This is a genomic window from Methanosarcina spelaei, from assembly GCF_002287235.1.
Classification (GTDB): Archaea; Halobacteriota; Methanosarcinia; order Methanosarcinales; family Methanosarcinaceae; genus Methanosarcina; species Methanosarcina spelaei.
Genome location: NZ_LMVP01000054.1, coordinates 1 through 12,510 on the forward strand (window position 1 = coordinate 1; position 12,510 = coordinate 12,510).

11 protein-coding genes are annotated in these 12,510 nt (G+C 35.4%); 1 reads left to right on the top strand and 10 read right to left on the bottom strand.

Features of this window, described 5'->3' with window-relative positions; genetic code table 11:
• Positions 1–110: 110 nt before the first annotated feature.
• On the bottom strand, positions 111–494 hold the full coding sequence (locus tag ASJ81_RS04335) for a hypothetical protein (protein WP_095643414.1): 384 nt from the start codon (positions 492–494) through the stop codon (positions 111–113).
• Between the two features lie 290 nt (positions 495–784).
• Here ASJ81_RS04335 and ASJ81_RS04340 point away from each other — a divergent pair, with 290 nt between their 5' ends.
• On the top strand, positions 785–1,102 hold the full coding sequence (locus ASJ81_RS04340) for a hypothetical protein (protein WP_212556025.1): 318 nt from the start codon (positions 785–787) through the stop codon (positions 1,100–1,102).
• Positions 1,103–1,826: 724 nt separating this feature from the next.
• Here the strand turns inward: ASJ81_RS04340 and ASJ81_RS04345 are convergent.
• From ASJ81_RS04345 to ASJ81_RS04385, 9 genes are all read right to left on the bottom strand, one after another.
• Positions 1,827–3,815 (bottom strand): TIGR03986 family type III CRISPR-associated RAMP protein, encoded by a 1,989-nt coding sequence (locus ASJ81_RS04345; protein ID WP_095643416.1) that lies wholly within the window; start codon positions 3,813–3,815, stop codon positions 1,827–1,829.
• Positions 3,815–4,381, bottom strand: coding sequence for a type III-D CRISPR-associated protein Csx19 (gene csx19 / locus ASJ81_RS04350; protein WP_095643417.1), 567 nt, complete (start codon positions 4,379–4,381; stop codon positions 3,815–3,817). Before csx19 ends, ASJ81_RS04345 begins: the two co-directional genes overlap by 1 nt.
• Complete coding sequence (locus ASJ81_RS04355; protein WP_095643418.1) at positions 4,378–5,805, bottom strand: RAMP superfamily CRISPR-associated protein; 1,428 nt, start codon at positions 5,803–5,805, stop codon at positions 4,378–4,380. The genes csx19 and ASJ81_RS04355 overlap by 4 nt, the downstream gene beginning before the upstream one ends.
• Entirely contained in the window at positions 5,798–7,360 is a 1,563-nt protein-coding gene (locus ASJ81_RS04360) for a hypothetical protein (RefSeq protein ID WP_095643419.1), read from the bottom strand. The genes ASJ81_RS04355 and ASJ81_RS04360 overlap by 8 nt, the downstream gene beginning before the upstream one ends.
• Entirely contained in the window at positions 7,357–8,046 is a 690-nt protein-coding gene (locus ASJ81_RS04365) for an RAMP superfamily CRISPR-associated protein (RefSeq protein ID WP_095643420.1), read from the bottom strand. Before ASJ81_RS04365 ends, ASJ81_RS04360 begins: the two co-directional genes overlap by 4 nt.
• Positions 8,043–9,707: a Cas10/Cmr2 second palm domain-containing protein gene (locus ASJ81_RS04370; protein WP_095643421.1), complete on the bottom strand. Its 1,665-nt coding sequence runs from the start codon at positions 9,705–9,707 to the stop codon at positions 8,043–8,045. Before ASJ81_RS04370 ends, ASJ81_RS04365 begins: the two co-directional genes overlap by 4 nt.
• A 16-nt stretch (positions 9,708–9,723) precedes the next feature.
• Positions 9,724–10,908, bottom strand: a complete 1,185-nt coding sequence (locus ASJ81_RS04375) for a hypothetical protein (protein WP_095643422.1) — start codon at positions 10,906–10,908, stop codon at positions 9,724–9,726.
• 39 nt (positions 10,909–10,947) lie between these two features.
• Positions 10,948–11,622: a CRISPR-associated endonuclease Cas6 gene (locus ASJ81_RS04380; protein ID WP_095643423.1), complete on the bottom strand. Its 675-nt coding sequence runs from the start codon at positions 11,620–11,622 to the stop codon at positions 10,948–10,950.
• 120 nt (positions 11,623–11,742) lie between these two features.
• Positions 11,743–12,309 carry a reverse transcriptase domain-containing protein gene (locus ASJ81_RS04385; RefSeq protein WP_338037353.1) on the bottom strand — a complete coding sequence of 189 codons (567 nt, stop codon included), beginning with the start codon at positions 12,307–12,309 and terminating at the stop codon, positions 11,743–11,745.
• Between the last annotated feature and the right edge of the window lie 201 nt (positions 12,310–12,510).

Here is a 12,510-nt window from a genome sequence, read left to right on the forward strand (position 1 = left end):
CAGTATTTTATTACTATGATCTATCTAAAATTAGGAAAGTTAGATTTCAAACTACCCATCTGAAATGACGAAGAGCCTAAAAAATAAAATCATTTTCCTGACAGTAATTTTCATGTTACTTCTTTTGACGTTTGTTTTTTATTTGTTTTTTTAATAGCTTTTATGTTAGATTTAAAATCAGCTTCCAGTACTTCATTTTCTCTTTGTATTTTTTCAGCAATCTCGCAGGACAACTCACTTGAGATCCCAAATATATTTTTGAGAGTATCAGCAAGTTCCTCTTTACTCATATGTAATTTTTTATGCTCTCTCAGCGTTTTCAAAACTGATTTCATTAAAATTTCTTCTGTTACTGTTTCTCTTACTTCCACTCCTTTAATGGTAGAGCGTGAGAATAATTTCCCGTTTAAAATACTGGAAGTTTTTTCACAGCTAACTGCTACGTTGTGCAAGTTAGTTTTTCCACAATGGGCACAGAAAGTTTTTATGTACAATTTTCATCCCTCCTATTTCATGTTGTTCAAAATCGCTTTAATTTGGTCTTTCGTCATGCTTATTCTACCAAGCTTTTTAGATTGTTTTGACTGTTACTAATTCTTTTGTATGCTTTGGTTGCGCTCATTTTATGTTACTACAATATAAAATATAGACGTAAATTATATAAACTTTACGTCATCATGGCTAATAACGGGTTAGTTCAAACAATTGCATTACACAAATTTGCTTAATATGAATTTCATTTGTCTTACTTAAGTTTTAAATATGCAAAGTCAAAATTAGACATATGAGAGAACCTAAGCGCCCAGGAAAAACAGTTAAAATGATTATACCTTGCGTTATGTCCCTTAAGCCGGGAAAAAAAGATATTATTGAATATTGCACTGTCGATAAACGTGGATATCCCGTTTTTCGTCGCGTGAATTTTGCGGGACTTCAAGCGACAGTTATAGTAGGTCACAGAGACCTGGACAATTTATCGTTTAATTCTGAAGATAAGGTGTTTATTTGTCAGTTTGGGCCACAAGGTCACTTATCTTCCGTGGGAAAAGATTTAGAAGGGCAGGAACTTACGGTTATTGTGCATATTCCTGAAGAAAATTGATTCTTTTTTTACTTTTTTAACATGAGAACAACATATCAGGCATTAAGCTCTAGTTATAGCAAAAGTTAGGTCAAAAGTGCTAGTTTGAGGGGCTTAGTTTTGTAAAAATTCGTGCATTCTAATACACCTCTCGCACTAATCTGAAAAAAATCCACAGCATTGTTCCTTATAGAGTTTATAAGATTTGGAATTTTCGCACAACCATTAATTTTTCAAAAATGCCTTAATTTTATTATCTTTCTAAAGTTAAGAGGCACACTAAATTGCGTGGTAGCTGAATCCTTGATGAACCTTTTATTTTTTCATTTAAGCAATTTTATTAAAGCAATTTCCCATCCCAGGGGCGGGGTCAAATCGAGGACAACATTCTGGGGTTTCGAGGTTGGTGGTCATGGGGTTCACTTTGTTAAGTAATGACTTTGGGAGGTTATTTTAGGTTTTGGTTTTGGTATTTTTGTGGAAGTTATTTCTCAATAAAAAATATAATTTTATATAAATGCTTTATAGCTGATCTCATAGCCGGCTATACGTCTCTCTACAGTGACAGCTCCTTCCAGCCTTGAATCATCTGTAGCTATGAACATTGTTAGTGGTAAACTATTAAAAATAAAACTTAGGGTTACATAAGGTAATCATTTACTAAAAATCTAATTTCCAAGCCTGAAAGGAACGATGTATTAGAATATCAAGCTTTGACAAAATTTTTGGATCTAATTCGCGCCTTTTAAGGTGGGTTGATATTAAACGGATCAGGTAACACTGGACGTTCTTTATATTCATTAATAGGAGTGATCTGAAGATACCTCGTTAAATCAGTGTTAGGTCCCTTCCATTCCATCATTTTAAGAAGCATTTTTATCCTCTCAACTTTGTTAAGCTGATTTTCTTCTTCATCAATATAATCCATTATGTATTTCTCAAAAGTTTGAATTAATTCCGTTTTCGATTTTTCGGGTACTTTATGCACAGCTTCATGCCATGAATCCCCATCAAACAACTTGTGATATCTCTCGTCCCTTTTTGATTCATAAAGCTTAGGTTCTATCTTAACTGCACCCATCCCAAAGGGTTTTCCCATTCCTATTGAATGGCGATATTCTTTGCCTTCTTCTCCAGGAAGTGTCAAAGCCCACAATAAAGCACCCAATTCAAAATCCCTTAAGTTTTCAAAATAGATGCGGAATGAAAAAGTAACTCCTGATTTTATCGGTTTAATTCTCGTATACTGTGTAGGCGACTTTTTAATATTTTTATCTAATTCTTTTATATCTTCTAATTTTACTTCGCCTTTATGCCAATACATCTTATGACCACGAATCACGGTTTCATCTGGAGAAGGAGTGGCGTAGTAAGCTAATTTTTCCTTTTTATCTGGATTATGGGCTCTACGTGAATCTTGAACTAGGTAATGTTGAAAGGTTGTTGGGCTTGGAGTTGCAAGAACTTTTGGTGTAACCATCTTCTCATCAAACCAAATACCTTCACTTGCATATTCAACTCTTGCATCTGTAAAAAATACTCTCCCAGCTCTTGAATCTGATTTTCCATGCATATACCCAAAAATAGCTTCAGCAATATCTGCCTTATTTTCTGATCTAAGGTACTCAGGTACGAAATCAACTGGGCTAGTAATATTTGTCTTTTGAGGAAATATAGCAGGAACTCTAAAATTTGGACAATGACCAAAGAAGAAAACCTCTCCCTTTCTCTCAACATAAAATACTGGACGCTCTTCGACTAAACAACCTCGAATGTCATTAAAAGGCGGTTCTTTTTGAAAAGGTGTAAGCCCAGAAATATAGTTTTTTATTGTTTGCTCATTAATTTTTATCTCTTCTGCTTCTTCATTCTTCTCCAAAATAATAGAATGACTATTTCGATTAGATTGTATCTCGTTATTTGTTTCTAGCATATTTCCGGAACACACAAGGAAACCTTTGTATTTTCCATTTCCGGGAGAACCTAAATCCTTAATATAAGTGTATTTATTCCCTTTTTTACTTTCTAATATATCCACATTAAAGCTGATTTCATGGTACTGAGGTTTATATTGATTATCATTAAGTTTTTTAAAACCATTAATAGCATTGTCGGGAATATTTTTTTCTTTAATTTTCAAATATGCAGTTCTATCTGGAAATCCAAGTTCTAAAGGTCTTTTAGCGGGCTTTACCCACCACTCGTTTCTATGTTTTATCAGATATCCTGCATTTACTTTATTACCGGATTTTCCCAGTATATTTTTATAAGGTTCACTTAGCGGGTCATTTTGTGAAGATGCAACAGCCCTATATGTCACCTTTGTATCATCTGTTACCCACTGCATTTTTCCATATCCTACAATCTCCACCAACGATCTAATCATTCCGCGTAAGCTACTACCGGGAATTACTGGACAATTTTTCTGCTCACGGTAAAAGAAATGGGCACATTCATTTTTCTGATCATCATCCAACTCATAAAATTTTTTATCTCCGTATTTACTAAAAAAAGAAGGGGTCATAGGACAGCGGACATACAAGGGAGACTCAGTTTTCATGGTACATTTTATGTAACCAGTATTATTTGTGTATGAATCTTGATCTGATAATTCAGTAACTGTCACCAATTTATCTGGTAAAGGTATAAAGTTGTAAGGAGCATATGCCCAAAAAGATTTTTTAGCATTTCTGTCAAAGCGTTTTTTTGTAGGATTTGAATGTTTTGGTAACATTAAACCACCCCTTTTATAGTATCCGCTCTAATACCTACCAGTCGACTGAATTGTATATAGGCCTGACCATCGTCATCGTAATTTATATAATGACGTACCTTAAGCTTCAAGTCCTCTTTTATATCAACTGGGGGAGAATGCCGTAATCCTTCAGATCCATGTTCCCACAAAAAAAAACCATCATTGCTATTCTCCAATCTGGTACCCCATAAAAGCATAGTCTCATCAAAATATTCTATATCTTGTCCTTGATTGTCAATCACCAAGCGGGCTTGCCAGCTACAATAATCAGTTTTCCAAATGAATAATTCTCCAGTAGTTCCAAATAGCCTTGCCATCTGAAGGGTTTTTGCTCTCAGTGCAGGTCCAAATAATTTAGATGACAGGTGAATTTTATCATCTCTCAATTCACCCCATATTACTCCATCGTCAGCATGAACTAATAACCACTTAAGATCATAAGCTTTAGCCTGTTCCTCAAACCATGCTGTTATATTGCCTCCAAAATCAGCAGGAAAACTTAGCGGGAGGATTTTATACTTTAGATTCAAGATCTTTGGTTTCATGCTGCAATGCCTCCAATAAAATCACTTACATAATTTTCAAGCCTATCCCTGTCACCTACAATTTCTATCTTTCCGTTATTTTTTTTATTGATTTCCCATACATGTTGTATGTCAAAACTTTCTTTATATGTTAGTTTTGCATTTAGTCCACGCAGACGTCCTCTTCCCACACTTGCTTCACCACCTAATGGTAAATCACCGGTCCATAAATCTTTCAGCAGGAGTAGTAAGAGTCCTATTTGAGCATTTTCTGGTTTTTGGATCTGTACTTTAAATTTAACGTTTGTTCCCTTCTGCTCAAAAATTGGTTGTTCATCAAAAAGTGCTGTAGGGAGAGAGCTACCAGTGAAACGGTCAATCTTGATACGTTGTTGTACAAGGTTCAAGGGATTTGTGATTTCGTTTTCAGTTGTTATTAGCTGACTTGCAGAAGCTTTATCTGCAGGAGATTTGATTTCTGAACCAAATAATCTGTTTATCATTTCGCTGGCTTTTTCTTCGCTCCCAATAGTTTTTGCAATACGAAATGCTCTTGCTCTTAATGAACCCGCCAAGCTGGTACCACTTAAAACAGGAATTGACTCTCCATTTCGGTTTGAATGAAGATGAACCATATCGGGAGCATCGGCTTTATCATACCCTGACCTAATGATCATGGAACCATCAAGAGAAAAAGTGGCATTCATTGTGAAAATGTATCTTTTATCAATGAGGTTACTTTCATTAATGCCTAGTAAAGTTAAAATGTTCTGACCACGCTTTTCCTCCTTCAGATCCTCATTCAGCCAATTAATTAGCCCTTTAGGAGTTGTTAAGTTGTAGCGGCAGACATTCCATTCTTTTATCTTACAGCTACCAAAACCTCTTCTCTTACGAAAACCTAAAGATATTTCTCCCTTTTCCAATCCTTTTAAAGCAATAGCCAGACCAAGAAGTAGTTTTTCTTTTCTTGTATCTTCTTTCGGGAGCAATAGTTCCATTTCGATAAGGAAACAAGTACCTGCTTCAATCAGTTCAAAATCAAATTTGTGTTTATCTTTTGCTGTTCGAGTCTTATTATCGATTTTTACTCCGTCTCTCAATTCTACTTTTGGTTTTTCACCCAACGAATCATTAACAATAAGTAGACTTTGTTCACCTTCATTGTCTTCCTGATTACCGAATAGGTTCATGTATAGTGATTTTTTGTCACCTTGTTGTCCATAACCGTGTTCATATTCCCTCAAATAACTTCGCAAAGCACCGGTTAAAGACGCGCCAGTCAAAAGAGTCTTACCTTCTAATGGATCCACTGCTAATGGGATATCCACTAGTCCATCGTGGTCACCTGCGCCAAAATATGTTGGTGTTTCCAAGATAAGGCTTCCACGGATAATGATTCTCTCTACAATCTCTCGACTTTTCAACCAATGAGAATTATCCATTGTTTACCTCCTTGGATGCTTTGTAAAGAACTGCATCAATTAGACGAGCAGTGTATTCACGAGCCAGATTATCATTTAAATCTGATTTTATATTTCCTAATGAGGGTAAGTTATTTTTATTAACTTGAAGTGCATCCCAAACACTTTGTGGATTTGCTGCAAATTCCTTAATCCACTGTTCCAGTGATTTTCTTTCGATCTGGGCATTTTGAAACTGATCACTTGCAGTTTTTTTCATTTTATCTAGGTGACCTGTAACTATGGACAAATCATCCTCACTCAAAGATCGACGAACTATCACGCGCATGCGGGACAACTGAGATTTTTTTGGGATGGATTCTTTTGTTATTTCCAATTTGTTAACTGCCTTGATTAAATCTCGATCCAGCTTTTCTTTAGTCATCCTGCTAACAATTCTTTTAGCCAAGCACAAGCTATCTGGATCTTTTATTTCGTAAGGTAAAGTAGATTCTTTAAACTCCCACTTTTCTGCTTTAATTCCATTTACTTGGTGCCAATTGACAGCAATTCGTCCATACCCTTCTTCTCTTTTTTCTCCAATACCAATAATCTTAAGTGTTTCTAACCGATCAAGCAATTCTGGACTTTTTTCGTAAACAAATACACTGCCCGCTCGAATAGCCAAAATCTGAGGAAGGGGGAGATTCCAAGTATTATTGAAACCTCCTCTTATCCGCGTGCTTACAAAGGCTTTTTTAAGGGACTTAGAGTCCATTCCTAAAACGAAATTAAGATTTGTACTATAAGCCCCAGTATTCTTATCACGGATAAGAGTATCACTTAAAAGAGTAATTACTACTGTATTGTTTTCCTCGTTGCCAACAGGAGAATATTCTTCCCAATTATCACAACTGTTTATGTTATTGATCTTTACATGTCCATAGCCTGCAAGATGTGATTTCCCAAAATTAAAGACTACTTCTTCTGTTAATAAATTTTTAATCTTTTCTAAACATAATTCATTCTCAGCTAATATAACGCTGGAGAAATCTTGACCAGCTTCCAATGCTTGATAACGAAAAATTGTACTTTCTCCAGGAGTCTCTCTTTGTCTATTCGCACGAAAGATATGTATTTGGACTTGATTAGAAGGTTGATATAAAATAATTCCTTCTTCCTCATCGATTTCGAACAAATGACAAAAAGGTTCAGAAACTATTTTCCAATTTTTTTCAAGATCATGCTCTCCGTTGTCAGAATAATCCTCTGTGGCAAAGTCATATATTATGCTATCAGGATCGCCTTTTTCTACATGCCATGAAAAGGGAGTAGGCAAAGATCGGCTATAATCTTTATTTGAAGGATAAGCATTTAAGAAGCGTACAGCTCCATCAAAAAAAAGCTCTCTAAATTCAGTGTCTTCCGCGTCGATTGAGCTCTTCGTTTTTCCTTGGAGATACTTACCTATCAATGCCCCTCTAATTACACTGCCAGGAATAAATTCAAATCCAATCGCACTGTTTGGATCCCCTCCACTTATATCATTTACCAATAAGGGTTCTAATAAATGTATATTGAAAGTCAATGCTTTCATGGCATCACCTTTTCACAAAATACAGTAAAATAATTTTCAGTAACGTTTATTCCGTTTTCATCACAAAGAACAGCAACAAGTTTACCCCTCCCACGATTACGACCCGTACCAGCTCTCCTGAAAGCTTTTATGCAAGCTGCTAACAAAGGTAGATCCAAACCAGATGGATCTTTTGTAAATGATAATTTCGCCTCAAATGATGTTTCCCTAAGCACTACCCTCATTGAACGTAGAGATCCCTTTTCAGGTGCTCCTGATTTTTCATCAATCGAAGTTTGACGACGAATAGAAGTCAGAGAATTCAGTATATCTTCACTACTTAATCTCATTGAGATGCGAGATTTTTCGAGTTCGTATGCGACAGATTTTCTCAAATCCACTGGCAAAGTGGCATTACTTATGTGAAGTATAGCTTTATCTGAATCGCTACTTCCCGGACTTCCTAAAAGATGTTTTGAAGATATATAGAATTCTTCTTGGAATTCCAAGTCATAATTTTGCTCATTTAAGGAAAAAAGGATATTTGCACACTCTTCTTCAAGTAAGCCTTTCAGAGTTCTTCCATTCAAAAAAGGTAATCCGTATTTGTCATGCATCACTTCTATATCTACCAGACCCGCTAAACCGTCTCCCCTACCAAAAGTCGAGTCACTTTTTGTAGTAAACTTTAACCAGAATGTCTTCATTTTCTGCCCCCTTCAAGCCAAACAAAAAAATCGAGAGCTTCAATTGCATCAAAGCAAGTACAAGTATTATCAACCCAGCCCGTTTTGTCAGAGCCTTCATTGTTTTTTATTTTAGGGAGTGGGTGTTCTTTTGGAAGCGAATCATTATATATTTTTAGGAATTTTTCAACTTCATGGGGCCCATTACGTAAAGTCTCTCTAAGGCGCATGATTTTGTTATGTTTACCCTCCCATTCTTCACCCTTGAATTTTGAAATGATTTCTTCAAAAGTGTTCCAGGAGCGCCAGTCTATTCCAACAGATTCCCCTAGACGTAATGGACGCATGTTTAAATTGCCACATACTTCTGATGAGCCTTCTTTCCATTTGATCTTATATTCCCGCTTTCTAATGTTCTCAATACTTTCAATTACTCCACCAGAAGCAAAGTGCCAATCCAGGGCAGAAATTTTTCCTTCTTCGGAGGGAGAAATTTTTTCTATTTCCATTATATATGACTTCGCTGATTCTGCCAAGTTGTTTGCCAGTTTTAAAGCCTGATAAAATGGATAATGGGTTTTTACAATAGCTATCCCAGCTCTAGCGGAGATCGGATGTCCATCGCTCAACTTTTTGTCATCTGATGTCAATTGGCGTAACAGTAATTCAGAAAGAGTTAATCCCAATCGACCATCGCAAACAAAAGTTATATCATCGCCACCAAAAACAATTGGTCGGAAAGGTAATTTATTTTGAAACTCTACTACTCCTCCGATTTTGCATTTTCCATCTTCATCTTTTTGAGATTCAAGCAACCTAACTATGGCAGTTCTGATTGCCTTACTACTTGTTTCTTCAATTGAATCCGAAAGAGCACGAATGGAATTTATGTATTCACGGTTGTCTTTCCCATGTCTTTTTGAATATTCTAAAATTCTTTTTCCCATTCCATTTCCATCGATATGAACAACAGCAATGTAACTAGACTCATTTTTGGAACCGATTTCATTGAAATCATATACAAAACCTATACCAAGATCTTTTTCATCCTTATTTAGAAATTTGTTTCGAAGTCTGTCATTAGATGAACGGAAAAAATCCAATTTTGTAGATATCTCTCTCGAAACCCTAATTTCTTTTCTATCATCTTTTCTAGTCTCGGAAGCTGGAAGGCCCGTATACTGACAAGAAGCATTTACCCCAATTCCAAGAAGAGGGGATGAATGAATATAGTTGTATTTTTTGTGTGTTATTTTTTTATGGAGAGTCTCTCTTACTGTTTTCTCAAGATTTTCTTTATCCCATATAAAGTTATTATGGGCGATAATCAATTGTAAGCCCGGTGCTTTTAAAAGAACTTTTTTAGTATATTCTCGTGTAAATTTTTTAGCAATATCCAGACTCTTGAATAAAATTACAGTGTTTCCTCCCCCCGAATAAACAAGCTCCGAATCCACACCGTCTTTCTCAATACTTTTACTGTTTAATATTCTTGAGTTTAGGTCTGGATTGGTATTTTCTATATTAGTCGTTCCAATTTTTTTCAATTCCTCATAGACCATTTCATGGGTTACAAAATTAACCAGTCCAGAGGCCCCAACGTTCTGTTTTAGGTTGTTGCTTCCAAAAATATAATCTTGGATCCCAACAGTATCTATGACGGTGACTGTGAATTCTGTCATAAAAAACCTTCTTATATCAAGATGTCAACCATTCTTTCAGATAAATAGGAAGATTTGGGATCTGTTCCGCACCAAATACTCTAAACTTGTTTTCTAAATGCCACTCTTCCTTAATTTCTTTTTTAATTATTTCAGGACTAGCGTCAGAACTTCTGTCTGATGCAAAACATACTACTCCTATTTTTGCTTCATCCCCACCTAACTGCTGACCGCGGACATAAGCTTCAAATAACTTTTGCTTTACAATACTTTTTTTACTTGCAGTTGTACAAGAAACTACGAATAATTCATACCCTCTTAAAATAGCCACATCTAACTCAAATTTGTTATAGTTGAATTTGGCTCCTAAAATATGATCATGGATTTTACATTCCTCAGCTACTTCTTGAAATGCTAATAGTGTATAGTCTTCCAACCAATTACCATCAAGCCAGTTAGCCAAATTCTCAACATTTGTTTTCCATTTTTTTGCTAGTTCCCCTAAGGTGCTGCAACCTTCCCAAAAATTAGCCAAAATTTCAAATGGTGGAACAACAGGCAAAATTACAGTTTTCAGTTTGCTTTTGTTCAGTATTTTGCCCAAGTCTTTGGACCTTAATTTTTCGTCACACCATTTCCGAAATTCTACAAATAGATCATTTGCCAAAACTTCACAAATCTCAGGCATAAATACTTCTCTTTTATTATCTATTTTGTACCCATGCAAAGAAAAGAGTTCTTCAATTGATGATTTGATAGATGGACTTGCAGGAATTCTTTTTGATGAAGAATCTCTCTCATCTATTACTAGTTCCAGGCTACGAGCATCGAGATAACTAAAAACAGAATCTTGATCTGCATCTAGAACGGCCTTATATGCATTTACTGCCATAGCCTTTGTTCCACCAGTATAGTTTAGCCCAAGTTTTTGTTTCCCTTTTGAGTATTCAGTTATTTTTTTGTATATATCTCTGGAGTCTGATTCATTCACAGGAATTTTAGTCCACCTTTCTGAAGGAATATTAAGTACTGTGATAAGATTATTTGCGATTTTGTCTGTTTTAGAAGTATGGATAAAGATAATATGGGAAGATGGCTTTGCGAGTAAGTGATAAGCAACATAATTTGGTAAAGGATTTGTACCGATCAGCAGAAACAGGTAATCACTTCTATACTCAGCAAATTTGTCAGACTCATTTTTTGTTGCAATTTTCTTATCCAAAGTTTGAATCCTCCTTTTAAAAGCTATAAATTAAAACAGTCAAAATTGAATTTTCCTCACAGTCCCAAACCCCTTCGCAACCCCCTTCCCCACTCCCACAAAATCCGGAATCAAAAAATTAGCTATAAAACCGCCTGTAAAAGAAGTAAAATCCATTTGTTTGTACTTTGACCGTCTGATTTCCACATCAACATCGCATTTTATGGTATCAGGAACCGTATACCCAAAAGCTTTTGACATGGAAAGCAAATTTCCTACAAGCGTCTTCCTGAGAATTTCCTTTTGTTCTTCGGGGTTTCTGACCTCAAAGAACTTTTCTTCGTTTTCTTTATTAAGGGCAAGCCAGGGAGTGAGAAACTCGTAAAAGTAGAGGTTTTTTGTAAGGCCAAAGTCCTGTTTTTTAAGCCTCAGAGACATTTCAGTGATTTCAAAGTCCTCGTGAGGAAGAGTAACCGTATCAAATTTATCGAATAAACCTTTTAAAATTTCTGCTCCTTCATTTATGCCAACCACTAGCGGTATTCTATCAAGAACTTTGTACTGTACTAGAGGGTAACGGTAACAAAACTTGTCAGTATTGTGGTTGTGGAGTTGATCGTATTCATTGAATTTTGACGCAAAGAAACCACGTATCTGATTTGCGTCTCCTCTGAACTCTTCTGATCCTTCAAAGGTCATTTCAAGAGTTTTGAGTTTAATATTTTCTATAGTCATGATTAGTACAATGAATTTTTAAAAAATATCTTTTTTAATTTTATTCTTATTTGTTTTAATATATATACATTTTCTTATTTATTGAGACTAATTTTGTAAATTAAAAAACATTACATATATTTAAATAAAATCTTGAATCTTTTTATTAATAGTCTGCTCGATTTTTTCAAGCCCAGCCGCGTATTCAGTATGTTTGTAATAGTTCACCCACGGATCAACAACTTTATATATACTTTTAATAAACCTATCAGGCGCTATATTCTCGTTTTTATCCTCAAAGTTTGTTTTTTCTGCACCTTTTATGCTCTCAATGCTCTCGATTACCTTTTCAATAGACCCTTCAGTAGGTATGATTTTTATATTACTTTCCAATCCCTTCTCATCAACAATCTCTTGAAAATAGAAGCCTATGAACTCAAAACCTTTTGCTGCAGTCCCAAAATAGGTCTTTTTTTTGTTAAATTCGAGGCCCAGTACATCCAGAATAGCCCTAACTCTATCAGGATTAACCCATTCCTTTGAAAGGATTACAAAATCATCTGCAAAACGCACAAGATGCTCAACTGAGTCCCCTTCAAAGTTCTTCAGCCCGATTTCAGCCCACTGGTTATCAAACTGGTCAAGATAAAAGTTTAAAAGAAGAGGTGAAATTATTCCGTCTTTTGAAGCAGCCTTTTTTTGGAATATTTTCCTGAACTGCTTTCAACTGAATCTTTTTTAAGCCAATCCTCAATCATGGAAAGTATTAACTCATCTTTGATTCTTATTTTAGTGGATCTTGCTCACGAATATAAAATACAAGACATTTACACTGAGTATTGTACTCGTTTCAATCCTTGTTTTAGTGGATCTTGCTCACGAATAGGGCATCCATACTTTATAAAATTT

Bases quoted from the DNA above. Each gene is read 5' to 3' on its own strand.
- ASJ81_RS04340 (WP_212556025.1), top strand. From the start codon at position 785: ATGAGAGAACCTAAGCGCCCAGGAAAAACAGTTAAAATGATTATACCT.
- ASJ81_RS04355 (WP_095643418.1), bottom strand. From the start codon at position 5,805: ATGGATAATTCTCATTGGTTGAAAAGTCGAGAGATTGTAGAGAGAATC.
- csx19 (WP_095643417.1), bottom strand. From the start codon at position 4,381: ATGAAACCAAAGATCTTGAATCTAAAGTATAAAATCCTCCCGCTAAGT.
- ASJ81_RS04370 (WP_095643421.1), bottom strand. From the start codon at position 9,707: ATGACAGAATTCACAGTCACCGTCATAGATACTGTTGGGATCCAAGAT.
- ASJ81_RS04360 (WP_095643419.1), bottom strand. From the start codon at position 7,360: ATGAAAGCATTGACTTTCAATATACATTTATTAGAACCCTTATTGGTA.
- ASJ81_RS04365 (WP_095643420.1), bottom strand. From the start codon at position 8,046: ATGAAGACATTCTGGTTAAAGTTTACTACAAAAAGTGACTCGACTTTT.
- ASJ81_RS04380 (WP_095643423.1), bottom strand. From the start codon at position 11,622: ATGACTATAGAAAATATTAAACTCAAAACTCTTGAAATGACCTTTGAA.
- ASJ81_RS04345 (WP_095643416.1), bottom strand. From the start codon at position 3,815: ATGTTACCAAAACATTCAAATCCTACAAAAAAACGCTTTGACAGAAAT.